Here is a 24,862-nt window from a genome sequence, read left to right as displayed (position 1 = left end):
CGCAATGGGCGAACAGCTTCGCGCAAATGAACCGCTGCGCAGATCGCCCATTGCTCCGTCGGCGCAACCGCGCCAAATTCAACCGCCGACTCTGGTCTCAGCTGGATGAGCATCGGGGGTCACAGCAGCGGCAGCCTCGCTTTCCCGCTATCGGTCCAACAATTCCATCGCCAGATACATCTGCGAGTTCTATACCTCCCTCCGGCGGCACTCCACGCCCGGCTTCCTGAATACCGCGCATCGTGCGAAGTCCGCTCGACGTGACCTGAGCGCCCCTCACCGAGAACGGGCAAGTCAAACGGGGAGGCCACATGCTGAAACTCCAGCACATCGAGATGCTCCTCGCCGTCGACCGCGCCGGGTCGATCCGCGCCGCCTCGAAATTGCTGGGCAGGACCCAGCCCGCGGTGACCAAGGCTCTCCGGCAGGCCGAGGCCGATCTCGGCGTCGCTATCTTCAAGCGCGCGACCTCGGGGGTGGTCGCGACCGAGGACGGCAAGGCAGTCTTGCGCCGGGCGGAGGTCATCCACGCCGAAATGCGGAAGATGCAGGAAGAGATCGACCAGCGCCGCGGCGAGGGCACCGGACGCATCACCGTCACCGTCTCACCGCTGGCCGCGAACCGCCTGATCGCCGGCACCATCAAGCGGTTCCGAAAGCGCTTCCCCGAGGTCGATGTGCAGATCGGCGGCGGGCACGAGCCGATGGCCTTCGGTCCGGTGCGGGACGGACTGGTCGACCTCGTCATCGGGCCAGAGCCGCAGGGCAAGGACGTGGCGGGCCTCTCGGTCGCCTTCCTTCTGGAGACTCCGGTTTCGGTCATCACCGGAGAAAATTCGCGCTGGCGAAACTGCACCGACCTTGCCCAGCTCGTCGAGGGCGACTGGCTGATGATCGGCACCCGCGCCCGGCTGCCGTATTTCCAGCGCAACTTCACCTTGCGCGGGCTTAATCCTCCCCAGGCGCGGGTCACCTCCGAGTCGATCACCTCCGTCCTTGCCATGGTGCAGGACAGCGACTTCCTCTGCGCCTTCCCGGAACTGCTTCTCGACCGAACCCTCACCAACTGGCGCATCCGGGCGCTCGACATCCCGCCGATCCGGCGCGCGCGCATTGCGATCACCACCGCCTCGGACCGGCCGGCGACACCGGCGCTGCGCTACTTCTGCGATTGCGTGAGCCAAGAGGCCGTCAACGCCTTCTAGGCGGGATATTCCCCACGGTTATATCCATTCCTATTTCGCGCCTCCCCCCGACCCGGGGGAGGCGCTAGCAAGGATATGTCCCGGCACTCGCCGACCGGGAAAGCAAGGGGAGGAGGCGAATGAATATCCTGTTCGTCATGTACGACCAGCTCCGGTTCGATTACCTGAGCTGCGCGGGGCACCCGCACCTGCACACACCGAACTTCGACCGCCTCGCGGCGAAGGGCGTGCGCTTCACCAACGCCTACGTCCAGTCGCCGATCTGCGGCGCCTCGCGGATGAGCTTCTACACCGGGCGCTATGTCTCGTCACACGGGGCGCAGTGGAACGGTTTCCCGCTCCGTGTGGGCGAGATCACCCTCGGCGATCACCTGCGCGAACTCGGGATGGACTGCTGGCTTCTCGGAAAGACCCATATGAAGGCGGATGCCAAAGGTATGGCCCGGCTGGGCCTCGCGCCCGACAGCGAGATCGGGGCGCGGCAGGCCGATTGCGGCTTCGACGCCTGGATCCGGGACGACGGGCTGTGGGGCGCGGGGCCGGACGGGCTCTACGACACAAGGCGCTCGCCCTATAACGAATACCTCAAGGCGAAGGGCTACGACGGCGAGAACCCCTGGGCGGATTACGCCAATGCGGGGGTCGAGAACGGCGAGATGGCTTCGGGCTGGATGTTCATGAACGCCGACAAGCCCGCCAATATCCGTGAAGAGGACAGCGAAACGCCCTGGCTGACCTCGGAGACCATCCGCTTCATCGACCAGGCAAAGGCGCCGTGGTGCGCCCATGTCTCGTTCATCAAGCCGCACTGGCCCTATATCGTCCCCGCCCCCTATCACGAGATGTACGGGGCCGGTGACCTTCTGCCCGCGGTCCGCGACAGGGCCGAGCTTGAAAATCCTCACCCCGTCCTCGCCGCCTATCACGAGACCAGGGTCGCCGGGGCCTTCCAGAAGGACGAGGTTCGCGAGAAGGTGATTCCGGCCTATATGGGCCTCATCAAGCAGTGTGACGATCAGCTCGGGCGGCTTCTGGATTACCTCGAGGCCAGCGGGCGGATGGACGACACGATGATCGTCCTGACCTCGGACCACGGCGATTACCTTGGCGATCACTGGCTGGGCGAGAAGGACTTCTTCCACGAGGCGGCGGTGAAGGTCCCGCTGATCGTCTGCGATCCGCGTGCGGAGGCCGACGCCACCCGCGGCACAACCTGTGGCGCGCTGGTCGAGGCGATCGACCTTGCCGCCACCTTCGTCGAGGCGGCCGGCGGAACGGTGCCGGATCACATCATCGAAGGGCGCTCCCTGATGCCCTGGCTCCGGGGCGAGACGCCGGCATGGCGGGACTTCGTGATCAGCGAATACGACTACTCCGTCACCCCGCGCTGCACGGCGCTCGGGGTCAGCCCGCGGGACGCGCGGATCTTCATGGTGTTCGACGGGCGCTGGAAGCTGATCCATTTCGAGGGCGGCTTCCGGCCGATGCTCTTCGACCTCGCCACCGATCCCAACGAGTTCACCGACCTCGGCGACGATCCGGCGCATGCAGGGCAGGTTGACCGGCTCTACGACCACCTCGCCGCCTGGGGCCGCCGCCTCGCCCAAAGGGTCACGATGTCGGACGCGGATATCGAGCGGCGCCGGGGGGCCACCATGCGCAAGGGCATCCTGCCGTTCCTCGTGGACGGCTCGGAGGTTCCGCCCGCGCTGACCGAACGCTACCGCGGCCCCGCGCGGCAGGTCCACACCGATCGGGTTCGCGACGATGAACGCTGATGCCCCTCTTCCCGGCCGCGTCGACCGCCGGATCACCGATGCAGTGGCGGTCTTCTTCACGCTGGTTGTCCTGCTCTATTCCGCTTCGGGTCCGATCAGCGAGTTCGTTCGCTGGATGATCGAGACCACGTCCCCCGGCTTCGACGACCTGAGCCGCCGGGACCAGCGCGTCCTTCTGCGCGAGCACTGGCTGGGCGCGGCGCATCGCGGCTTCGAGCGATCCGTCCTGCTGCCGACGGGGCTGATCATCGGGGTGCCGATCATCCTCAGCTTCATCATCGCGCTGCTGGCGCTGCCCGTCCGCGGCAGCCTGCGCTGGACCAACCGGATCCTGGCCGCGCTGGCCGTCATCGCCTTCGTGAGCTGGGTGGTCAACATCTTCGCGAGCGACGCGGGCATGCTGCCCACGATCCGGCCGCTCGACTACCTGATGTTCACGATGGCGACCGTCATCACCCTCTACCTCACCTGGAGGCTCTTCGGCGGCTTCATCGTCGCCTTCTGCCTCTTTTGGGTGATCTACTTCTTCGTGAAGGGCTTCCTGCCCGGCTGGACCGGCATACTCGCGGGCTCCGAGGCCTCGGTGGCGCAGAACTTCCGCCAGATGGCGCTCCAGTTCTGGGCGCAGACCGGGGGCATGTTCGGCCAGCCCATCCAGGTCGTGACCGGTGACGTCCTGATCTTCATCGTGTTCGGTGCGGTTCTCATGGCCTCTGGCGCGGGCGACCTGCTGATGAAGATCGCGAACCGCCTGACCGGAGGGTTCACCGGCGGCGCGGCTCATGCGGCCGTGGCCTCCTCGGCGCTGTTCGGAACGCTTTCGGGCGCGGCGATCTCCAACGTCGTCGCGACCGGCGTCATGACCATCCCGGTCATCAGGCGCTCGGGCTTCCGTCCCGCCTTCGCGGGCGCGGTAGAGGCCGCAGCCTCCACCGGCGGACAGATCATGCCGCCGGTGATGGGCGTGGTGGCCTTTTTCGTCGCGGGCCAGATCGGGCTGGAATACCGCTATATCGTCGTCGCGGCCATCGTGCCGGCAGCCTTCTACTATCTCGGCACCTTCCTTGCGGTCTATTTCGAGGCCCGTCGGCTGGGCATCGGCGCCTTGCCCGCAAACACCCGCCCCGGGCTGACGCGCGCCGAGTGGGTGCAATGCCTCGTCTTCGTCGCGCCCCTGGGGACGCTGTCCTACTTTCTCTTCGCGCAGCCCTCGGTGCCCAAGGCGGGGTTCTACGGCTTCGTCGTGGCGCTGGCGGCCTCGGCCATCCTGTTCAAGGAGTTCCGGTCCCGCACGCGCATCTGGACAGCCTTCGCCGATGCGGGGCGGATGTGCGCATCCATCGTCGTGATCGTCACGGCCATCGGGCTGATCGTCGGGCTGATCCAGACCTCGGGCTTCGCCGGGCGGCTGTCGCTGCTGCTGGCGCAGGTGGCGGACGGGCCGCTGCCGGTGGTTCTGCTGGTGGTCGCGCTCGGCGCCATCGTGCTGGGCATGGGCCTGCCGCCGGGGGCGACATACTTCATCATCGTCATCGCGCTCTCGTCGGGAATCGATGCGGTCGGGATACCGCCGCTGACGCTGCACCTGTTCGTGGTGGTCTTCGCGATGATGTCGACGGTCACGCCGCCCGTGGCGCTCGCTGCCTTCGCGGCGGCGCCGATCGCGGGGGCGGACCCGATCCGCACCGGGTTCGAAGCCGCCAAGATCGCCTTTGCCGGGTTCCTGATCCCCTTCGTCTTCGCCTATCACCCGGCGGTACTCTACAAGCTGCAGGTGATCTTCGAGTGGTTCGGCGAGGAACGTGTCGTCTCGCAGGCGATGATCGACATCGGCACGGTGGGCTGGTTCGATCTGGCCTGGATCGTCATGGCCTTCGCTCTCGCCATGTGGCTCATCGCATCGGCCTTCGCCGGGTTCGACCGGGCGCGCCTTTCGGCGCTGGAACGGCTGCTGCGCGGCGCGCTCGGGTTTCTCACGCTCATGCCGCAGTCCGCCATCGCGATGCCGGCAGCACTTGCCGGGCTCGCGGTGATCGTCGCGGGGGTCATGCTTTCCCGCCGGCGCGCGCAGGCGCTGTCCGGCTGAACAGGCTCTGGGACTTCAGGAGGAGGACACAATGAAACCGATCATCTTCACGGCCACCGCATTCGCTCTGACGGCCGGTCCGGCGCTGGCCGAGACCAGGCTCACGATGGCCACCATCGAGCCCTCGCTCGGGCAGGCCATCACCATGGCGACCTTCGCCAATGTGGTGAACGACCATCTCGACGACGTCGAGATCGAGGTCGCGAGCGGCGGGGCAGCGACGGTCCACCAGCTTGAGACAGGGCGCGGCAACCTCGACATGTTCATGGCCTCACCGACAATCTACGACTTCATGCGGACCGGGACGGCGATGTACGGCAACGAGGCCGATGCCTCCGAAGCGGCCAGGAACGTCGCGCTGCTGATGTGGTTCCCCTATGGCCAGTACCACTACGCCGTGCGCGCCGACAGTGACATCCGGACGCTTGACGACCTCGAGGGCACGACGGTCTTTCTCGGCCCCGCGGGCGGCGGAGCCTTCAACGCGGCGAAGGACTGGATCGCGGCCACGACCGGCCTCGTCGCAGGCGAGGACTACGAGGCGATCACCGCCAACTGGGCGACCGGCTTCCAGTCGTTCCTCGACGGCAAGATCGACATGTATGTCAACGGCTGCCTCGATCCCTGCCAGCAGTTCCTGCAGTTCACCGAAACCGAGCAACTCCGCTTCATCGGTCCCGAAAGCTGGGACGGCGATGCGGTGACCGAGTTCCTGGGCAACTTCCGCTACCTCGCCGAGGTGCCGGCGGGGCAGTACAAGGGCCAGGTCAACGAGGGGCCGGTGATGTCGAGCGACACCGCGGTCGGGATCGGCGTCCGGGCGGATCTGGACGAGGAGACGATCTACCGTGTCACCAAGGCGTTCTGGGAGAATATCGACAGCATCTCCACCGAAGCGCCCTGGGCCAAGGCGCTGGACATCGACTATGCTGCCCAATCGCTCGCCGACATGCCGCTGCACCCCGGCGCCGAGCGCTATTACCGCGAAGTCGGCGCGTTGAAGTAGGGCTTTGCCGGGGGGCCGTCTTCACCCCGTTCTTCCGGCTCGAGGAGTCGCGCTCGCCGGAAACGGGGGGGATTGGCCTCGGCCTGTCGATCGCCCGCGCGATCGCCCGCCAGCACGGCGGCGACATCGTCCTGTCTCGCCGCGACCCCGGCCTCAGGGCCACGCTCGTGCTGCCGCAGGCGGCCTGGGTGGTTTGATCCCACGGTCGCGCCCCGATCTTCGGGGACCTCTCCGGCGCTGCGTGCAAGCAGGTCCGTCAGTCCCGGTAGTCCGGGCACTCCTTGTCGAGGATCAGCTTCATTTCCTCGAAATGCCGGATCGAGAAGCTGGCAATCCCTTCCCAGTCTTTCGCCGTCTGCTCGGCCGCTTCGTCGGAGAGGTATTTCAGCGGCCGGCCCGTCGACATGGCGCCGACGACGATCTGCGCCGCGCGGTCGAAGGTGTAGATGTCGTCCCAGGCCTCGCCCACGGTGGCGGCGGTGATCATGATGCCGTGGTTGCCCATCAAGAGCCGGCTCTTGTCGCCCAGCAGGCTTGCCAGCCGCGCGCCTTCCTCTTCGGAATTGGCCATGCCGCCGTAATGCAGGTCCACCGCCAGCCGGTTGAAGTAGCGCGCCGAGTTCTGGTCGATTGCCGGCATCTGCGGCGGGTCGATGCTGGCCAGCGCCGTCGTCATCACCGGGTGCAGGTGCATGATCACCCGCGCGGCGGGGCAGCGGGCATGCACCTGCCCGTGAATCACCTGCGCCGTTGTGTCGAGATCGGGGCGGCGCATTTGCGAGTCCGGGTCGTTCATGTCCACGAGGATCAGGTCCGAGGCCCTGACGCGCGCGAAATGCATCCATTTGGGGTTGATGAGGAACCGCATGCCGTCCGGCGACAGCGCGACCGAATAGTGGTTCGCCACCGCCTCGTGCATGTTCGCGCGCGCCGTCATCCGCAGGGCCGCCGCCAGATCGATGCGCGCCCTGGTTTCGTCGAGAACGGTCTGGTCCAGCATGGTCTCACCTCGTCATCGCAGTCGCGGCCTGCCCGACAGGGTAAAGCCGTTGCCTGATGTCGTTGTGGGCGCAGCGGGGCGAAGCGCATACTTCATTTATCTTTCTCTCTGGTTAGCCAGAAACTAACAACGGGGGGCGCGGGCGAGAGAGCGAGCAGTTCTCGTGCGTTAGCGGGACGGCCGCAAGCCCGCGTCACAGGCCGTCATGGGGCGGGCTCCGCGAAATGCCTGTTCTCCGGGCAAACATGTCCGCTGCTGTGGCAACGGCTGGACGGGGATTCCGGCGCGGCCACGGGAAGTGCGCGGTACTTGCGGATTAGGAAACGCCTAACGTTTGATGTTGAATTAATTAGTTTTGGGAAATCCGGGCGACGGCTAAGCACGATGGGACCGGGCGCAGAAGCGCCAGGCTTTCAGGGGACATGGCATGGGACGTGAAACCACCGACACGCTGGTCATCGGCGCAGGACAAGCCGGCATCGCGATGAGCGAGCATCTGACCCGCAAGTCCATTCCCCATATCGTGGTCGAACGGGCCCGGGTCGCCGAAGCCTGGCGCAGCCGGCGGTGGGATTCCCTGGTGGCGAACGGGCCGGCCTGGCACGACCGCTTCCCGGGCATGACGTTCGAGGGCCATTCCCCGGACGCCTTCGTGCCCAAGGAGGATGTCGCCGCCTATTTCGAGGCCTATGCCCAAAGGTTCGCGGCCCCGATCCGTTGCGGGGTGGAGGTGACGGGGCTGGTCCCGCTGGCGGGGCGGCCCGGCTATCGTGCCGAAACATCGGAGGGCGAGATCGAGGCGCGGAACGTCGTCGTCGCGACCGGGGCCTTCCAGACGCCGGTCATCCCGCAGATCGTGCCGCCAACGCCCGGCCTCCTGCAGATCCATTCCAGCGACTACCGCAACCCCGCCGCGCTGCCCGAAGGGGCGGTGCTGGTGGTGGGCGCGGGGTCGTCGGGCGTGCAGATCGCCGACGAGCTGATGCTGTCCGGGCGCAGGGTCTATCTGTCGGTCGGTCCGCATGACCGCCCGCCGCGCAGCTATCGCGGCCGCGATTTCGTCTGGTGGCTGGGCGTTCTGGGGAAGTGGGACCTGCAGGCGAGGGCGCCCGGCACGGAACATGTGACCATCGCGGTCAGCGGCGCGCGGGGGGGCGAGACCATCGATTTCCGCCGTCTCGCCCATGCCGGGATGGTGCTGGTCGGCCGGACCGAGGGCTGCGCCGACGGCGTCCTGTCCTTCGGTGCCGATCTGGAGCGCAACATCCGCCGGGGCGACGCGAACTACCTCTCGGTCCTCGACGAGGCGGATGCCCATATCGAGCGGAACGGGCTCGACCTGCCGCCCGAACCCTCGGCCCGCGTCCTCGCCGCCATGCCCGATTGCGTGACCCGGCCGCTGACCCATCTGGACCTGCGCGCGGCGGGGATCGGCACGATCATCTGGGCGACGGGGTTTCGCAACGATTACGGCTGGATGCGTGTCGGCGCCTTCGACGACGACGGCCGGCCCAGCCACCAGCGCGGCGTCTCGTCCGCGCCGGGCATCTATTTCCTCGGGCTGCCGTGGCTTTCGGGGCGGGGCTCCAGCTTCATCTGGGGCGTCTGGCACGATGCGCGCTATCTGGCCGATCATATCGAGATCCAGGCCCAGTACCGCGCCTATGTCCCCGACCGGGACCTGCGGCCCGCCGCCGGCAAGATGACCGCCTGATCCCGCCCCATTCGCAAACCGGACACCCAAGATGGCCCATACCCGCATCCGCAGCTTCAATACCCGCGACACCTATCCCGAGCAGAAGCTCGACAACGACCTCGCGCAGGCGGTCGTCGCGCGCGGCCGCATCATCTTCCTGCGCGGCCAGTGCCCTCAGGATCTGGACAGCGCCCGAAACATCGACAGCCACGACCCGGTTGATCAGACCCACAAGGTCATGCAGAACATCCGGCAGCTGATCGAGGAGAGCGGCGGGAAGATGGAGCATCTGACCAAGCTGGTGGTCTATCTGACCGACGTGCGCCACCGCGAGGCCGTCTATCGCACGATGGGCGAATACATCCGCGGCGTGCATCCGGTCTGCACCGGCCTTGTCGTCGTCGCCCTCGCGCGGCCCGAATGGCTGGTCGAGATCGACGCGACGGCCGTGATCCCGGACTGAGACGTCGGCAGGGGGGCGGGATGACCTTTTCGATCATCGGGCGCTGCGCGCAAAGCGGCCAATTCGGGGTGGCGATCGCCTCGTCCTCGCCGGCCGTCGCCGCGCGCTGTGCCTGGGTGCGGGCAGGCGTCGGTGCCGTCTCGACGCAGAACGTGACCAATCCCGCGCTCGGGGCCGCGATGCTGGACCGCCTCGCCGCAGGCGACGATGCGGCGGCGGCGGTCGGGGCGGCGCGGGCGGCCGATGCCCATCCCGAGTTCCGCCAGCTTCTGGCCATCGACGCCGCGGGCCGGACGGCGGTGCATTCGGGGGCGCGCGCCCTGGGTATCTGGACCTCGGCAGAGGGGCGGGACTGCGCCTCGGGCGGCAACATGCTGGCACAGGAGGGCGTGCCGGCGGCGATGATCGCGGGGTTCGAGGCGGCCGGCGGCACGCTGGGGGATCGGCTGATCGCCGCGCTTCGCGCCGGGGCCGATGCGGGCGGCGAGGCGGGGCCGGTCCATTCGGCCGGGCTGCTGATCGCCGACAGGCAAAGCTGGCCTTATGCCGATCTGCGCGTGGACTGGCTGGAGGAGGATTGCCCCATCGCCGCGCTGGCGGGGATCTGGCAGATCTATCGCCCGCAGGCCGACGATTACGTCACCCGCGCCCTGAATCCCGACGCCGCGCCCTCCTATGGCGTCCCGGGCGACGACCGCTGATGCCGCTGCGCATCACGCTGAGGCAGCTCGAGTATTTCATCGCGGTCTGCGACTGCGGCTCGATCGCCCTGGCCGCGCAGAAGGTCCATGTCTCGTCGCCCACCATCTCGACCGCCATCGCGCAGCTCGAGGCCGAGATCGGCCTGAAGCTCTTCGTGCGCCGCCATGCGCAGGGGCTGTCGGTCTCGCAGGTGGGACGGCGCTTTCTCGAGGGCGCGCGCGAGACGGTGGCGATGGCGCATTCGCTCGGCAACCTGGCAAACGACCTGGCGGGCAAGGTCAGGGGTGACCTGCATGTCGGCTGCCTTGTCACCTTCGCCCAGATCGTGCTGCCCAGGCTGCGCCGCAGCTTCGTCGACACCTATCCCGAGGTGCAGTTCCACCAATACGAACGCGACCAGTCCGAACTGTTTGCGCAGCTGCATGATGCCAGTCTGGATGTCGCCATCACCTATGACATCAACATCCCCTCGGACCTGACCTTCGTGCCGCTGGCCGATCTGCCGCCCGTCGCCTATTTCTCGGACCGCCACCCGCTGGCCGGGCGGTCCGAGGTCTCGCCGGCCGAACTGGTCGACCTGCCGATGATCCTGCTGGATCTGCCGGTCAGCGCCGACTATTTCATGTCGATTTTCGCCGGACTCCATACGCGGCCCCGGATCGTTGAGAAGACCCGCGACATCGCCGTCATGCGCTCGCTCGTCGCCAATGACTTCGGCTATTCGATCGCCAATATCCGCCCCCTGAACGACCGGGCCCCCGATGGCGGCAAGCTGCGCTTCGTGCCGATCTCGGGGCCGGCGCGCAGCTTGCGGATGGGGGTCCTGCTGAGCGAGGGGACGGACAGTTCGCGCACGGTGGCCGCGTTCCTGGAACATGCCCGCCGTCATCTGAACAACCACAGCGCGTTCAGCCTGACCAGCCCTTGAGGCCGCCGCCATGACAGCTGACCTGCGGCGCGAAAGCCGCGACATCCTCGCCACCCTCGTCGGCTTTTCGACCATCACCGGCGGCCCGAACGGCGACATGGTGGACTGGGTCCGCCGCTTTCTGGACGGGCAGGGGTTCCGCACCTGGCGCCTCGGCTCGGCCGACGGCCTCAAGGCCGGGCTGCTGGCCCGCCGGGGCGAGGGCGAGGGCGGGCTGCTCTGTTCGGCCCATAGCGATGTCGTTCCGGTCGAGGGGCAGGACTGGTCCCGCGATCCTTTCCGTCTGGAAACGCGGGATGGGCGGCATTTCGGCCGGGGGACGACCGACATGAAGGGCTTCATCGCCTGCTTTCTGACCGTGGTGCAGAACCTGCCGGCGGGCCGACAGCGCCTGCCGCTGGCCTTCGCGCTCAGCTGGGACGAAGAGATCGGCTGCCGCGGCATCGCCGAGATGATCGACCGGGTGGTCCCGACTCTCGGGCGGCCGGCGATGTGCATCGTGGGCGAGCCGACCTCGCTGCGGCTGGTTACGGCGCACAAGGGCAAGGCCAGCTATCGGGCGGTGGCCTCGGGCGAGCCGGGACATTCCGCCATGGCCCCCCGGTTCCGCAATGCCCTGCATCCCGCGGCCGATCTGGTCTGTGCGATCCGCGACCGGCAGGCCCGGATCGCCGCGAGCGGACCGCAGGATCCGCGCTACGATCCCGCCTTTTCGACGATCCATGCCGGGGTGCTGCGCGGGGGCAGCGCGCTCAACATCGTGCCGGACCGGGCCGAGCTGTTGTTCGAGATCCGGCACCTTGCCGCCGAGACGCCCGAGGCGATCCTTGCCACCCTCGACGTCCCCGACGCCGTGACAATCACCGAGACGGGCCGCTACCCCGGCCTCGACACCGATCCGGCCCGGCCCGAACTGACGGCCTTCGCGGCGCTGCTGCCCGACCCGTCGCCCGGCACCGTCGCCTTCGGGACCGAGGCAGGCTTCTTCGCCGCGCAAGGCATCCCGACCGTCGTCTGGGGGCCGGGCACGATGCGCGACGGCCACCAACCCGACGAGTCCATCGCCGTGGATCAGATGGAAGGCTGCATCCGCATCCTGCATGATTTCGTATCGCAGTGATGCTTTTGCAGGCGGCGGGCAGGCCGCGTGGACGGGCCGCCTGGCGGCGGTGGCGGAACCGGGCCCACACCGGCAGAAATTAGCCATTCCCTAAGCGGAGCTAATGAAAATCTTCCTTTCGCCTAGGCCACCGAACCGCCATTCCCATCCTTGACGACACGGTGTCGCGCAGTCCGAACCGCAGCGGCGGGGGCGCCCGACCGCCCTGCCGGGATGCCGAGATGGAGCTGATGATGAACAGGATCACCCCCGCGGCCGAACTTGCCGAGAACGTCGCCGTTCCGTTCGAACGGGCCACGGCCATGCCCGCCTCGGTCTATACCTCGGCAGAGTTCCTCGCTTTGGAACAATCGCATGTCTTCGCGAAAAGCTGGGTCTGCGCCGGCCGTGCCGAGGCGCTGAAGGGGCGCGGCGATTACATGACGCTGCAGATCGCGGGCGAGTCGATCATCGTGCTGCGCGACGGCGACGGCGAGCTGCGCGCCATGTCCAATGTCTGCCGCCATCGCATGTCGCTGCTGCTGGAAGGCCGCGGGACCGTGCGCGTCATCACCTGCCCCTATCACGCCTGGACCTATTCGCTGGACGGATCGCTGCGCGGCGCCCCGGCGATGGAACGGAACGGCAGCTTCTGCAAGCAGACATCGGGCCTTCCCGCCATCCGCTGCGTGAACTGGAAGGGCTGGATCATGGTCACGCTGGACGCGGACCTGCCCGACCCGTCGGCGATCTATGCCGAAATCGACGATCTTGTCGGCTATCTCGACATGTCGACCTATGTCGAGACCTTCCGCGAAGAGCATCGCTGGCAGACCAACTGGAAGATCCTCGCCGAGAACTTCATGGAAAGCTATCATCTGCCGGTCTGCCATGCCGGCACGATCGGCGGGGCGACCAGGCTCAGGGACATGGTCTGCCCCGAGGGCTTTTCCGGCTTCAACTACCACCACATCCTCAAGGACGACACGGTGCCGCTGGCGCTGGCCCATCCGTCCAACACCGTGCTTCAGGGCGACGACCGGCGGCGGACATGGCTGCTGGCGCTGTATCCGTCGCTGCTGATCACGCTGACGCCCGGCTATTTCTGGTATCTCTCGCTGATGCCGGACGGGCCGGACCATGTGAAGATCCTCTATGGCGGCGGGCTGTCGCCGGAATTTCTCGCCGATCCCGCGGCCGAAGGGCATCTGGCGGCGCTGAAGCTGTTGCTGGACGACGTGAACGAAGAGGACAAGGGCTGCACCGAACGGGTCTGGCAGGGCATGCAGAGCCGCCTCGCCCGGCCCGGCCCCCTGTCCCATCTGGAGCGGCCGAACTACGAGTTCGCGCAATGGATCTCGCGGATGGTCTCGCAGGCCTGATCCCGTTCCCCGTCCCGTCCGATGACAGGCCCGGACCTCCGGTCATGACGTCGGCGATGACCCGCCGTCGCGGGATCACCTCGCATTGCCGGCCAGCGCCTCGGGCAGCCAGGTGACCAGGCCGGGGAAGAGGGCGAAGACGATCAGGATCACCACCTGGATCAGGAAGAAGGGGATCACGCCGCGATAGACCTGCCCGATGCCGATGCCTTTGGGCAGCACGCCCTTGAGGTAGAAGAGCGTATAGCCGAAGGGCGGGGTGATATAGGCCATCTGCGCCGTGATCATGAAGAGCACCCCGAACCACAACGGGTCGAATTCCAGCGCGGTGACGATCGGCAGGAAGACCGGCACGCAAAGCAGGATGATCCCGATCTCGTCGAGGAAGAGCCCGAGGAAGATCAGGATCAGCATCATCACGCCCAGCACCAGCCAGCGCGAGGCCTCCAGCGTCTCGACGAAGTTCAGCAGCGAATCCGCGCCGCCGGTGGCCACGAAGGTCGAGATGAAGGCCCGCGCGCCGATGGTGATCCATAGGATCATCGCCGTGACGCGCAAGGTGTCGGTGGCGCTGCCCGACAGCATCGAGAGGGTGAAGCGCCGCATCATCAGCGCCGAGGCGGCCGCGCCCAGGACGCCGACGGCGGCGGCCTCGGTCGGGGTGGCGATGCCGGCATAGATCGAGCCGAGCACGCCCAGGACGACGAAGGCGGGCAGGATCAGGCTTTTCAGCTTCGACAGCTTCACCCGCAGCGGCACGTCCTGGATGTCGTCCGGCGTCGGCGCAAGCTCGGGATTGATCCAGGTCCGCACGAGGATATAGAGGATGTAGCTGCCTGCGAGGATGAGGCCCGGCATGATGCCCGCGGCGAACATCTGGCCGATCGAGATCTGCGCGGTGATGGCGTAGACGATGGTGATGACCGAGGGCGGGATCAGGATGCCCAGCGTGCCGCCGGCGCAGATCGCGCCCAGCGCCAGCGGCGGATAATAGCCGCGCTTCAGCATCGAGGGCAGGGCGAGGATGCCCATCGCGGCGACGGCCGCGCCGACGACGCCCGTCATCGCGGCGAGGATGGTGCAGATCGCGATGGTGCCGACGGCAAGCCCGCCGTTGACCCGTGCGAACCAGGTTTCCATCGCGTCGTACAGCGCATCGATCACCGCGGATTTCTGCAGGATCGAGGCCATGAGCACATAGAGCGGGATCGCCATCAGGCTTTCCGAGGTCATCGTCTCGAAGGTGTTCAGCACCGCCACGATCAGCGCCGCCGGCCCCCACAGCAGGATTGTCGAGATGAAGGCGATGGCGCCCAGCACGAAGGCCAGTCCTGCGCCGCTCAGCATGAAGACGACGAGCGAGACGAACATGAAGGTCAGGATGAGCGTGCTTTCCATCACTGCGCCTCCGCGCCCGCATCGGGCCCGGGATGGGTGCCGGAGAGGACGGCGACGGTATCGGCCAGCGCCTGCAGGGCGAGCAGCAGCGCGGCGAGCGGCAGGAACAGCTTGGCCGGCCAGATCGGAGGGTTCCAGGCCGAATAGCTGGTCTCGCCGTAGCTGTAGCTCTGCCAGGCCAGCGGAGCCGCGAACCACAGCAGGATCAGCCCGAAGGCAGCCGCCAACAGCAGGCCGATGAGGGTCAGCACCGTGGCGAGCCTGCCCGTAGCCTTGGCCGAGACGATGTCGACCGCCACATGCCCGCCCAGATGCAGAAGGTACGGCCCGCCCAGCAGGAAGAAGGGCCCGAAGACGAGCGTTGCAAGCTCGGGCGCCCAGGAGGTGGGCGCCGCCAGCAGATAGCGCGACAGCACCTCCCACAGCATCAGGAGGACGATGGCGTAGACGAGCCATTTCGATACGGCGAAGAGACCGCGGTTCAGCGCGGTGATGCCACGGGACAGGTGCAGCATGACGGACTCCGGGAAAGGGAAGGGCGGCCCGACGATTCAGGCCGGCCCCTTTGCGACTGTCACAGCAGGCGCAGTTCTTTCATCAGCGCGACCTGCGAGTCCATCATGCGCTTCGACAGGTCGTCGGTTGCCGCCTTGGCCCAGCTTTCCACCGCCTTGGCGCGGTTGTCCGCGATATCCTGCGGATCGAGGTCCACGATCTCGACCCCGGCCCCCTGGAACCTGGCGATATACTCGCCGTTGGCGACGAGGATGTTCTGACGCAGCGTGCCCGAGATCTCGCGCGATGCGACCTCGAGCGCGGCGCGCTGCTGGTCGTCCAGCGCCTCGTAGGCCCGGGTATTCGCGACATAGGAGGTCGCGGTCGAGGGCTGGTGGAAGCCCGGCAGCACCAGATACTGGGCCACCTCGTGCAGGCCTTCCTCGTAATTGGCCTTGATGTCGCCGCGGTCGGCGATGTCCACGAGCCCCTTGTCGAGCGCCGAATAGACCTCGGAGGTCGGCAGCGGCGAAACGGAGACGCCGAAATCGCCCATCACCGCCGCGGCGAGGCCGACGAAGCGGCCCTTCAGCCCGTTCAGGTCCGCGATGCTGGTGATCGGCACGCGCGAATGAATGGGCTCCTCGCCATAGACGGTCGGCGCGACATAGGTCAGGCCGGCGGAGGCATAGCTTTCCCGCGCCAGGTCCAGCCCGTCGCGTTCGTAGAACCACGCCTCGTACTGGTCGGCCTCGGGGAAGCCGAAGGGCACGGTGGACGAGAAGCCATGCGCCGGGATCTTGCCGGCGGTGTAGCCGTCGAAGGTCTTCATCAGTTCGAAGGCGCCGCCGCGCACGGCGTCGAAGGCCTGGGCCGCGGGCACGATCTGGCCGCCCGCGAAGGGGGTGATCTGCAGCGATCCGTTGGTCAGCTGGGCGACGCGGGCGCAGAAGCGTTCCTCGAACTCCATGGGCGTGGTGCCGCCGCCCCAGAGGGCCTGCATCCGCCAGGTGGTCGTGCCCTGGGCACGCACCGAGGTCGCGGCGACGATGGCGGGTGCAGCCAGTGCGGCCGCCCCGAGGCGCAGCATGCTGCGCCGGGTCGATGTGGTCATGGTCTTCCTCCCTGTGTGATCCTCAGGTGCCCTCCAGCACCCGCTTGGCACGGGCGACGCTGACGTCCCCCGCGGCGACGATGGCCTTGGCCACCCGGTCGATGTCGGCGCCGGTCGCCCCGGCGGTGATGGCGATGTTGCGGGCGTGCAGGGTCATGTGCCCGCGCTGGATGCCCTCGGTGGCCAGCGCGCGCAACGCGGCCATGTTCTGCGCCAGACCCACCGCCGCGGTGATTTCGGCCAGTTGCTGCGCCGAGTCCACCCGCATCAGCTTCAGCGCCGCCTGCGCCGCCGGATGGGTGCGCGTGGCGCCGCCGACGATGCCGAGCGCCATCGGCATTTCCAGCGTGCCGACCAGCGCGCCTATGCCGTCGATCTCCCAGTGGGTCAGCGATGTGTAGCGCCCGGACCGCGCGGCATAGGCATGGGCGCCGGCCTCGATGGCGCGCCAGTCGTTGCCGGTGGCGACGACGACCGGGTCAATGCCGTTCATGATGCCCTTGTTGTGGGTCGCCGCCCGGTAGGGATCGACGATCGCCAGCGCGCAGGCCTCGACGATGCCGCGCGCCACATCGGCGCCGTCGAGCGTTTTGGTCGACAGCGCCTCGGCGGGCACGCGCACGCTCGCGGTCACCAGCCGGCGGTCGGCAAGGTTCGACAGGATGCGCAGGCGGACCTTGCCGCCGGTGATCGCCTCGATCCGGGGGGCGAGCAGTTCGGCCATGGTGTTGACGGTGTTGGCGCCCATCGCGTCGCGCACATCGACCAGCAGGTGCATCACCACCATCGCGCCGATGGGCGTGTCGTCGAAGACATGGACCTCGATGTCCTTGCAGCCGCCGCCCAGCCCGACCAGCACGGTGTCGCGCGAATTTGCCATCTCGACCAGTTCGTCGCGATGCGCGAGGATCCGCGCCCGGGCGCCGCGCGGGTCCGTCAGCCCCAGCACCTGCACCTGCGCGCGCATGATCGGCGTGGTGCAGGTCGCGGTAAAGCCGCCGCCGCTGCGGGCGATCTTCGCCATGTAGGAGGCCGCGGCGACCACAGACGGCTCCTCCACCGCCATCGGCACCAGATGCTCGCGCCCGTTGACGATGAAGTTGGTGGCCACGCCCAGCGGCAGTTCGAAGGTGCCGATGACATTCTCGATCATGCCATTGGCGACGGCCAGCGGCAGGGCATCGCCGGCCAGCACCGCCTCGACAGAAGCGTCGAGGCCCGCGGCCCGCACCGCGGCCCTGCGCCGCTCTTCCGGCTCCATGTCGCGCATGCCTTCGACGCGCGAACCGGCGCCGTCCGCGGCATGAAGCCGCGATGCTTCTGCTGTGTCGATCATCAACGTCCTCCCGTTTGGAAGGGATAGTCGCCGGTTTGTGCGTTCTTGTATTGGTACAGCTGGAACAATTGAGCCTGTACTGTACATCCCGGTTTTAGGGTACAGATTGCTGCATGGCACAGACCAAGACCGACCGTATCTTCGAGGCGCTCCAGAACCGGATCCTGCAGGGAGAGCTGCGGCATGGCGCGCGGCTGCAATCGCTGCGGCAGGCCTGCGAGCAATATGGCGTGTCCAAGAACATCATGGTGGCGGTCTACGACCGGCTGGTGGCGCGCGGTCTCGTGACCTCGCGGCAGGGCGCGGGCTTCTTCGTCGCGCATGCGCGCTCGATGGCGGTCGAACCGCAGAACCTGCAGGAGGCGATCGACACCGTCTCGCTGCTGCATGCGCAGGTCGACCGGCCGCATACGGTCGTGCCCGGCGACGGGCGCCCGCCGGAGAACTGGCTGCTGAACGCGGTGCCGGGCCTGACGCTGTCGGCGGGGGAAGGCGGCTATGGCACGCCGCACGGGCTGCTGCTGCTGCGCGAATACATCGCCGCCGCGCAGCTGGCGCAGGGCATCGAGGTGGCGTCCTCGCAGATCGTCACCACCTTCGGCGCGAACCACGCCCTCGACCTGGTGATCCGGCGCTTCGTGCGCGAGGGCGATCCGGTGCTGGTGGACGATCCGGGCTATTATCCGCTGTTCGCCAAGCTGCGGCTGGCGCGGGCCACGGTCATCGGCGTGCCGCGCCGGCCCAGCGGACCCGACCCCGAGGCGTTGCGCAGCCTAGCGCGCGACCATGGCGCGCGGCTCTTCTTCACGCAGTCGCTGGGCCAGAATCCCACGGGCTGTTCCATCGACCTGCCCACGGCCCATGCCATCCTGCAGGTCGCCGACCGGCAGGAGATGCTGGTGGTGGACGACGACCCCTTCCTCGACCTGCCGGGGCTGGAAGGGACGCGACTGGCCCATCTCGACCTTTTCGACCGGGTGATCCAGATCGGCAGCTATTCCAAGACGCTCTCGCCCTCCTTGCGCTCCGGCTACATCATTGCCCGGCCCGAAATCGCCTCGAGCCTCGCCGAGTTGAAGATGATCCTTGCCGTCAGCAGTTCGAGCTATACCGAACGGCTCATCGCCAACCTGATCCGCAGCCGCCGCTACGAGAAGATCAAGACGACGATGGCCAGGCGGCTGGCCCTGGCGCGGGCCGAGGGGATGCAGCGGCTGGGCGCGCTGGGGGTGTCCCTTTTTGCCGAACCGCAGGGCGGGCTGTACGGCTGGATCCGGCTGCCCGAGGGGCTCGACGATCTCGAGGTGGCCCATCAGGCGTCGGCGCAGGGGATCTTCCTCGCGCCCGGCTCGCTGTTTCACGCGGGCACGGAGAGTCATCCGCCCGGCATGCGCATCAACTGGAGCCGGGTGAACGACAGCCGCTTCTTCTCGTTCCTGCGGGGCGTGCTGTGAGGCGTGGCCGGGTCCGGGCCGGGCCGGGCGAGGGGGCGGCCGCGTTGAGCGGTCGGGACGCGGCAGCGGGCGCGTCCTTTCCGGAGGAACAGGCAGGTTTCCAGCAGGTTTGAGCATTCTGGTCGCAGGCGGCAGCCCCTAGATTGAGCCTCGAAGCGAGGGCCATGCGCCGACATTGCATGGTGCGGCGGACCCGGCGCAGCCGACCGGACGCCCGTCCCTGCTTCGACCCTGACTGTGGCCTGGCCCCAGAGGATGCCCGCATCGCGCGCCGGCTCATGCACCCGCATGTCCGGATGCCGCGTCGCGGCCCGCACCCTCCTGAGGCTCAATCGAAAGAAACCTGTAACATGACCGAACCGACCGACGCCCCCGACACTTTCCGCCGGACGTTTCTGGCACTCGCCGCAGCGGGGCCGGCAGCGTTCACGCTCGCCAGCACGGCGTCCGCCCAGACGGCGAGTGACGCCGATCCCGCCACGCGCCCCGGGACGGGCCGGGCCGCCATCGTGACCGGATCTTCCCGCGGCATCGGTGCCGCCACCGCCAGACGGCTGGCCCGGGAAGGCTATGCCGTCACCGTCAACTGCCTCGTCAACACCGATCTGGCGGCGCAGGTCGTGGCCGAGATCGAGGCGGAGGGCGGCCGGGCGATCTGGCTGCAGGCGGACGTGGCCGATCCCGAGGCCGTGCGCGCCCTGTTCGCGGCCAATGAAGAGGCCTTCGGCGGCGTCGATGTCGTCGTCAGCAATGCAGGCATCTTCAATTCCGGCCCCTTTGCAGAGATGACCGACGCCGCCTTCGACCGGATGATCGCCACCAATGTGAAGGGCGGGTTCAACGTCCTGCGCGAGGCCGCGCGCCATGTGCGTGACGGCGGCCGCATCATCACCCTGTCGTCGGGCATTGTCCGGCAACCGCCTCCGGGCGGCGCCGCCTATGCCGGCACGAAGTCGGACCTGCAGATCTATGCCCGCGTTCTGGCCAAGGAAGTTGCCGGACGGAACATCAGGGTCAACGCCGTCGCTCCGGGCGCCGTGGATACCCAGCTGCTGTGGCAGCATGGCGAAGAGCTGCTGGACGGCATTCCCGAAGCGACGCCGCTGCGCCGACTTGGGGAACCGGAGGACATTGCCAACGTGATTGCCGTCCTCTGCTCGGAAAACGGGGGCTGGATCAATGGCGAGACCGTCTATGCGAATGGCGGTCTGAACTGACGCAGCATCCGGCCGGCGGCCCTGCACGCGCCGCCGGCCGGACGCGCGGGTGCCTCGGCACGGGACCGGCCCCGCAGGTCCATCTCTCGCGGCAGAGGTCCGCGCGGATCGTATTCAACCTCCCCATCCACGGAGGCAAGGCTGAGGTACCTGGCGTCGCCAGGTCGGATGCGCCGATGCCCCGGCGCCGGCTCAGCTCAAGGGGCGGATGCGTCCCGCGTCCGTCAGGCGACGGGGTCACGCGCCTCCCGGAAGCGCCTGACGTGATCCACCAGGGCCCGCAATTTCGGGGCCATGTTGCGTCGCTGTGGAAAGTAGAGGAAGAAGCCCGGGAAGGGGGGCAGGAACCCTTCCAGCAAGGGCACGAGTGTGCCGTCGTCGAAGTGCGCGCGCAGGCAATCCTCCGGCGCGAAGGTGATCCCCGCGCCGGCACGGGCCATCCGGATCATCAGCCGCAGGTCGTTCGTGGTGAAGCGGGGGTTCACCGCCACATCGAAGGGCTGACCGTTCTCGACGAATTCCCAGCGGTGCGGGGCAAGCTCCGGCGCGCGGCGCCAGCCGATGCAGGGATGATCCACCAGTTCGCGCGGGTGGGCCGGCGCGCCATGGCGGGCCAGATAGGCGGGGGCGGCGGCGGCGCGCTCTTGCTGGTCGCCGCCGACCGGGACCGCGATCATGTCCTTCTCGATCACCTCGCCCAGCCGGATGCCGGCATCGAAGCCATGGGCGACGATGTCAAATTCCTCGTCCGTCACCGTCACGTCCACCGTCACATGCGGATGGCCTTGCACGAAGCCCGCCAGAAGCGGGCCCGAAAGAAACGGCTCGGCGATCGAGGTGGCCGTCAGCCGGAGATGGCCGCGCGGCGCGTCGCGCGCCCCCGCGCTTTCCAGCGCGCTGCCGATTTCGGTCATCGGCGCCTGCAGCGCGGCGACGAGCGCCGCGCCCGCCTCGGTCAGCCGGACCGAACGGGTGGTGCGCAGCACAAGGGCCGTCCCGAGCTGGTCCTCGAGCCGCCGGATGGCCTGACTGACGGCCGAACGCGTGACCCCCATCCGGTCGGCGGCGGCGCTGAAGTTCCGCTCCTCGGCCACGGCGAGCAGCAGCGGGAGAAGGTTGAGGTCCATGGCGGTTGTCCAGTTTGGCTAACCATAGCGTCAACGGCCGGGCCTCTACAAGCGACAGTCAAACGCCGCCACCTTCCCCGTGACGCCAGAAGACGGACGGAAGGAGCTTCACATGGACAAGGTCATTCTCATCACCGGCGCGTCGAGCGGTATCGGCGAGGGCATCGCGCGGGCCTTGGGCGCGACGGGTGCCAGGCTGCTGCTCGGCGCCCGGCGTACCGACCGGCTTGCCGCCATCGCCGGGGACATCCGGGCCGCGGGCGGCGCCGCCGAGTTCCGCGCGCTCGACGTCACCAGCCGCGCGGACATGGCCGCCTTCGCCGCAACCGCCCTCGACCTCTGGGGCCGGATCGACGTGCTGGTGAACAATGCCGGCGTCATGCCGCTGTCGCCGATGTCGGCCGGCAAGCATGACGAGTGGGAGCGCATGGTGGACGTGAACGTCAAGGGCGTGCTTTGGGGCATCGGCGCCGTGCTTCCGGTCATGGACCGGCAGAACGCGGGCCAGATCATCAACATCGCCTCTATCGGCGCGCTGAACGCGGTACCCACGGCGGCGGTCTATTGCGGCACGAAATTCGCGGTGCGGGCGATTTCGGAGGGGTTGCGGCAGGAAAGCCCGCATATCCGGGTGACCTGCATCAACCCCGGTGTCGTGGAAAGCGAACTGGCGCAGACGATCACCCATGAAGAGACGATGGCCTTCATGGATGAGTACCGCGCCATCGCGCTTCAGCCCGCCGATATCGGCCGGCTGGTGCGCCACGTCATCGAGAGCCCCGAAAATGTCGGCGTGAACGAGATCACCGTGCGCCCGCAGGGGCAGCAGGGGTGAGCGGCGCAGGCCCCTCGACATCCACCACGTCAGCCAGAAGGAGAAGCACTTTGACCAGATCCATCCGTAACGGCGCCATGCGATCCGTGCAACTCGCCGGCGCCTTCGCCATCCTCGCGATCCCGGCCCTCGCAACCCCTGCGCTGGCCGATCCGTCGGGCGTCGCCGCCCGGAACGAGGCCGCGGTGCGCGAGGCTTTCGACCGGTGGGCGGCCGGCGGCAGCGTCTTCGATCCGCTGCTCGCGCCCGACGTGCGCTGGACCATTTACGGCTCCGGCCCGGTGGCGGGTACCTATGAAAGCCGCGACAGCTTCGTGCAGGATGCCTCCCTGCCGCTGGTCAGCCGCCTGTCGGCGCCGGTCGTGCCCGAGGTCCATGCCATCTGGGCGGTGGATGACACGGTGATCGTCCGGTTCGACGGCGCGGCCACCACCACCTCCGGCGACGCCTACGAAAACCAGTTCCTCTGGATCTTCCGGATGGCAGACGGAGAGGTCGTGGAAGCCGAGGCCTTTCTCGACCTCGCGGCCTATCAGCAGGTCGTCGAGAACAACGAACCGGTCACGGAGTGAACGCCTCCCGGGGCGCGCGGTCGCGGCGCGCCCCCTCCACCCTCCTCAGTTGAAAGGAACCGAACATGCAGAAAAGACTCGCCTCCGCCGTCGCCCTGGCGCTTTTCGGGCAACCGTCCGGCGCAGCCGCAGAAAATGCCCCTGCCGATCACCCCTATGTCGGGATGTGGAACACCGACGACAACAGGGTTCGCCATGAGCTTCTGCCAAACGGGCGCTATGACGAAGCCCGCGGAGACCGGGAGAGCGCCTATCAGGGACGCTACGAGGTGGACGGCAACTACATCCAGTATTGGGACGACACCGGCTTCACCGCCGATGGCACCTTCGTTGACGAGAACACGCTGCACCACGGGGGCATGATCCTCCGGCGGCAGCCGTAGCGCCTGCGGGAGGGCGCTTCCGCACAGGGGCCCTCCCGCCATCCACGGGGCCCGAGGCTGCGAAGCCTTCGCTCAGGCGATGCGGATTTCCCCGCCATCCTCGACAACCGGCACGGCGTCGAGCGGGCAGGGCGCTCCGGCGAGGGCTTCGCCCGTCGCGGCGTCGAAGCTCGCCCCATGCGCCGTGCACAGCAGCCTAGTCCCGCAGGACGACAGAAGCTGCTCGCCGCGGTAATTGAGCGGCAGATACTGATGCGGGCAGGCGTTGACATAGGCCCGCAGCCCCTCGGGCGAGCGCACCAGGATCAGCGGAAACACGCCCTTCTCGCTCGCGACATCCACCGCCGCCACCGAGGCGACGGCAGTGCTGGGGCAGACGAGCGACCCGGAGGGCGGGGCAGAGGAATAGTCGGTCCAGGCCATGTGGGGTTCCGGGGCGACGGGGCCGGCGAACCGGCCCGGATCGGCCTTACTGCGCCGGTTCGGCCTTGAGCACGCCGCGGCGGATCTGGTCTTCCTCGATCGATTCGAACAGGGCGCGGAAATTGCCTTCGCCGAACCCGTCATCGCCCTTGCGCTGGATGAACTCGAAGAAGATCGGGCCGACCACGGTCTTGGAGAAGATCTGCAGCAGGATGCGAGTCATGCCGCCATCGACCACGCCCTCGCCGTCGATCAGGATGCCGCGCGCCGCCATCCGGTCCAGCGGTTCGGTATGCCCCTGAACCCGCTTGTGCGACATCTCGTAGTAGGTGGACGGCGGCGCCGGCATGAATTCCATGCCCGCCTCGGCGATCCGGTCGGTCCCGCCATAGATGTCCTCGCTGGCGATGGCGATGTGCTGGATACCCTCGCCCTTGTATTCGCGCAGGTATTCCTCGATCTGGCTGTGATCGTCCGTGCTTTCGTTGATCGGGATGCGGATCTTGCCGTCGGGCGAGGTCAGGGCGCGCGACACGAGGCCGGTCTGCCGCCCCTTGATGTCGAAATACTTGATCTCGCGGAAGTTGAACGTCTCGCTGTAGAACCTGTACCAGGTGTCCATGTTGCCGCGGATCACGTTGTGGGTCAGGTGATCGAGGTAGTAGAAGCCGAAGCCTTCGGGCCTGGGGTCGACCTCGCCCAGCCAGTCGAATTCGGCCGTATAGCAACTGCCGTCATCGCCATAGGTGTCGACGAAATAGAGCAGCGACCCGCCGATGCCGACCACCGCCGGAACGTCCAGCGATTTGCCGGGGCCGGTATATTCGGTGGCGCCGAGTTCGACCGCGCGCCGCAGCGCCTTTTGCGCGTCGACCACGCGCCAGGCCATGGCCGGGGCGCAGGGGCCGTGCGCCTCGACGAATTCGGCGGCGTGGCTGTCCGGTTCCGCGTTGAGCAGATAGTTGATATCGCCCTGCCGGTAGAGCGTGATCTCCTTGGACCGGTGTTTGGCGACGGGCGCGAACCCCATCTGCCGGAAAACCCGGTCCAGCTGTTCCGGCTCGCGATGGGCGAATTCGACGAATTCGAACCCGTCGGTGCCGGCGGGATTGCGCGCGCTGATTTCGGCCTTGGGGGCGTCGTGGGGGAAGGGGCCCATGGGC

General features: G+C 67.7%; 24 protein-coding genes. 16 read left to right on the top strand and 8 right to left on the bottom strand.

The features are described 5' to 3' along the window. Positions 1 to 311 precede the first annotated feature (311 nt). The 5 genes from EEY80_RS18585 (at position 312) to EEY80_RS20740 (ending at position 6,272) form a co-directional block, all read left to right on the top strand. Positions 312 to 1,205: a LysR substrate-binding domain-containing protein gene (locus EEY80_RS18585; RefSeq protein ID WP_126979168.1), complete on the top strand. Its 894-nt coding sequence runs from the start codon at positions 312 to 314 to the stop codon at positions 1,203 to 1,205. Between the two features lie 119 nt (positions 1,206 to 1,324). After that, positions 1,325 to 2,983 (top strand): sulfatase-like hydrolase/transferase, encoded by a 1,659-nt coding sequence (locus tag EEY80_RS18580; protein ID WP_126979166.1) that lies wholly within the window; start codon positions 1,325 to 1,327, stop codon positions 2,981 to 2,983. Then, positions 2,973 to 5,069: a TRAP transporter permease gene (locus EEY80_RS18575; protein WP_126979164.1), complete on the top strand. Its 2,097-nt coding sequence runs from the start codon at positions 2,973 to 2,975 to the stop codon at positions 5,067 to 5,069. The genes EEY80_RS18580 and EEY80_RS18575 overlap by 11 nt, the downstream gene beginning before the upstream one ends. Before the next feature lie 31 nt (positions 5,070 to 5,100). Continuing rightward, positions 5,101 to 6,075: a TAXI family TRAP transporter solute-binding subunit gene (locus EEY80_RS18570; RefSeq protein ID WP_126979162.1), complete on the top strand. Its 975-nt coding sequence runs from the start codon at positions 5,101 to 5,103 to the stop codon at positions 6,073 to 6,075. Then, positions 5,970 to 6,272: an ATP-binding protein gene (locus EEY80_RS20740; RefSeq protein WP_126979186.1), complete on the top strand. Its 303-nt coding sequence runs from the start codon at positions 5,970 to 5,972 to the stop codon at positions 6,270 to 6,272. The genes EEY80_RS18570 and EEY80_RS20740 overlap by 106 nt, the downstream gene beginning before the upstream one ends. 59 nt (positions 6,273 to 6,331) lie before the next feature. Here the strand turns inward: EEY80_RS20740 and EEY80_RS18560 are convergent, their stop codons facing one another. Further along, the gene (locus tag EEY80_RS18560; protein WP_126979160.1) at positions 6,332 to 7,075 is read right to left on the bottom strand and encodes a class II aldolase/adducin family protein; all 744 of its coding nucleotides are present in this window, start codon (positions 7,073 to 7,075) and stop codon (positions 6,332 to 6,334) included. Positions 7,076 to 7,502: 427 nt separating this feature from the next. Between EEY80_RS18560 and EEY80_RS18555 the strand changes: the two genes are divergently transcribed. From EEY80_RS18555 to EEY80_RS18530, 6 genes are all read left to right on the top strand, one after another. Continuing rightward, a complete protein-coding gene (locus EEY80_RS18555; RefSeq protein WP_126979158.1) occupies positions 7,503 to 8,789 on the top strand; it encodes a flavin-containing monooxygenase in 1,287 nt (428 codons plus the stop codon). A 31-nt stretch (positions 8,790 to 8,820) separates the two neighbouring features. Then, on the top strand, positions 8,821 to 9,234 hold the full coding sequence (locus EEY80_RS18550) for a RidA family protein (protein WP_126979156.1): 414 nt from the start codon (positions 8,821 to 8,823) through the stop codon (positions 9,232 to 9,234). 20 nt (positions 9,235 to 9,254) lie between these two features. Next, positions 9,255 to 9,935: a DUF1028 domain-containing protein gene (locus tag EEY80_RS18545; protein WP_126979154.1), complete on the top strand. Its 681-nt coding sequence runs from the start codon at positions 9,255 to 9,257 to the stop codon at positions 9,933 to 9,935. Beyond that, positions 9,935 to 10,864 (top strand): LysR family transcriptional regulator, encoded by a 930-nt coding sequence (locus tag EEY80_RS18540; RefSeq protein ID WP_126979152.1) that lies wholly within the window; start codon positions 9,935 to 9,937, stop codon positions 10,862 to 10,864. Before EEY80_RS18545 ends, EEY80_RS18540 begins: the two co-directional genes overlap by 1 nt. A gap of 10 nt (positions 10,865 to 10,874) precedes the next feature. Continuing rightward, entirely contained in the window at positions 10,875 to 11,984 is a 1,110-nt protein-coding gene (argE, locus tag EEY80_RS18535) for an acetylornithine deacetylase (protein ID WP_126979150.1), read from the top strand. Positions 11,985 to 12,217: 233 nt separating this feature from the next. Further along, positions 12,218 to 13,345 carry an aromatic ring-hydroxylating oxygenase subunit alpha gene (locus EEY80_RS18530; protein WP_126979184.1) on the top strand — a complete coding sequence of 376 codons (1,128 nt, stop codon included), beginning with the start codon at positions 12,218 to 12,220 and terminating at the stop codon, positions 13,343 to 13,345. A 75-nt stretch (positions 13,346 to 13,420) separates the two neighbouring features. Here the strand turns inward: EEY80_RS18530 and EEY80_RS18525 are convergent, their stop codons facing one another. The 4 genes from EEY80_RS18525 to EEY80_RS18510 are packed head-to-tail and all read right to left on the bottom strand — an operon-like array spanning position 13,421 to position 17,688. Continuing rightward, positions 13,421 to 14,743: a TRAP transporter large permease gene (locus EEY80_RS18525; RefSeq protein WP_126979148.1), complete on the bottom strand. Its 1,323-nt coding sequence runs from the start codon at positions 14,741 to 14,743 to the stop codon at positions 13,421 to 13,423. Continuing rightward, positions 14,743 to 15,258 carry a TRAP transporter small permease subunit gene (locus tag EEY80_RS18520; RefSeq protein WP_126979146.1) on the bottom strand — a complete coding sequence of 172 codons (516 nt, stop codon included), beginning with the start codon at positions 15,256 to 15,258 and terminating at the stop codon, positions 14,743 to 14,745. The genes EEY80_RS18525 and EEY80_RS18520 overlap by 1 nt, the downstream gene beginning before the upstream one ends. A gap of 59 nt (positions 15,259 to 15,317) precedes the next feature. Next, complete coding sequence (dctP, locus tag EEY80_RS18515; protein ID WP_126979144.1) at positions 15,318 to 16,352, bottom strand: TRAP transporter substrate-binding protein DctP; 1,035 nt, start codon at positions 16,350 to 16,352, stop codon at positions 15,318 to 15,320. A 22-nt stretch (positions 16,353 to 16,374) separates the two neighbouring features. Then, on the bottom strand, positions 16,375 to 17,688 hold the full coding sequence (locus EEY80_RS18510) for a hydroxymethylglutaryl-CoA reductase, degradative (protein ID WP_126979142.1): 1,314 nt from the start codon (positions 17,686 to 17,688) through the stop codon (positions 16,375 to 16,377). Between the two features lie 113 nt (positions 17,689 to 17,801). Between EEY80_RS18510 and EEY80_RS18505 the strand changes: the two genes are divergently transcribed. Further along, the gene (locus tag EEY80_RS18505) at positions 17,802 to 19,142 is read left to right on the top strand and encodes an aminotransferase-like domain-containing protein (protein ID WP_126979140.1); all 1,341 of its coding nucleotides are present in this window, start codon (positions 17,802 to 17,804) and stop codon (positions 19,140 to 19,142) included. Positions 19,143 to 19,492: 350 nt separating this feature from the next. Beyond that, complete coding sequence (locus tag EEY80_RS18500; RefSeq protein ID WP_126979138.1) at positions 19,493 to 20,359, top strand: SDR family oxidoreductase; 867 nt, start codon at positions 19,493 to 19,495, stop codon at positions 20,357 to 20,359. Positions 20,360 to 20,583: 224 nt separating this feature from the next. On the opposite strand, the gene EEY80_RS18495 is transcribed toward EEY80_RS18500, so the two are convergent. Then, positions 20,584 to 21,486 (bottom strand): LysR family transcriptional regulator, encoded by a 903-nt coding sequence (locus EEY80_RS18495; RefSeq protein WP_126979136.1) that lies wholly within the window; start codon positions 21,484 to 21,486, stop codon positions 20,584 to 20,586. 112 nt (positions 21,487 to 21,598) lie between these two features. Between EEY80_RS18495 and EEY80_RS18490 the strand changes: the two genes are divergently transcribed. The 3 genes from EEY80_RS18490 to EEY80_RS18480 all read left to right on the top strand — a co-directional run bounded on the left by EEY80_RS18490 (position 21,599) and on the right by EEY80_RS18480 (position 23,276). Then, a complete protein-coding gene (locus EEY80_RS18490) occupies positions 21,599 to 22,321 on the top strand; it encodes an SDR family oxidoreductase (protein WP_126979134.1) in 723 nt (240 codons plus the stop codon). Between the two features lie 50 nt (positions 22,322 to 22,371). Beyond that, entirely contained in the window at positions 22,372 to 22,893 is a 522-nt protein-coding gene (locus tag EEY80_RS18485) for a nuclear transport factor 2 family protein (RefSeq protein ID WP_205749157.1), read from the top strand. Between the two features lie 65 nt (positions 22,894 to 22,958). Continuing rightward, positions 22,959 to 23,276 carry an Atu4866 domain-containing protein gene (locus EEY80_RS18480; protein WP_126979132.1) on the top strand — a complete coding sequence of 106 codons (318 nt, stop codon included), beginning with the start codon at positions 22,959 to 22,961 and terminating at the stop codon, positions 23,274 to 23,276. Positions 23,277 to 23,348: 72 nt separating this feature from the next. Here EEY80_RS18480 and EEY80_RS18475 read toward each other — a convergent pair whose 3' ends face one another. Together EEY80_RS18475 and hppD are read right to left on the bottom strand one after the other, a co-directional pair. Then, on the bottom strand, positions 23,349 to 23,699 hold the full coding sequence (locus tag EEY80_RS18475; RefSeq protein ID WP_126979130.1) for a Rieske (2Fe-2S) protein: 351 nt from the start codon (positions 23,697 to 23,699) through the stop codon (positions 23,349 to 23,351). 46 nt (positions 23,700 to 23,745) lie between these two features. Continuing rightward, a complete protein-coding gene (gene hppD, locus EEY80_RS18470) occupies positions 23,746 to 24,858 on the bottom strand; it encodes a 4-hydroxyphenylpyruvate dioxygenase (RefSeq protein WP_126979128.1) in 1,113 nt (370 codons plus the stop codon). Positions 24,859 to 24,862 lie beyond the last annotated feature (4 nt).

The organism is Frigidibacter oleivorans, from assembly GCF_003993775.1.
Lineage (GTDB): Bacteria > Pseudomonadota > Alphaproteobacteria > Rhodobacterales > Rhodobacteraceae > Frigidibacter > Frigidibacter oleivorans.
This window is presented reverse-complemented; position numbering and strand designations above follow the sequence as displayed.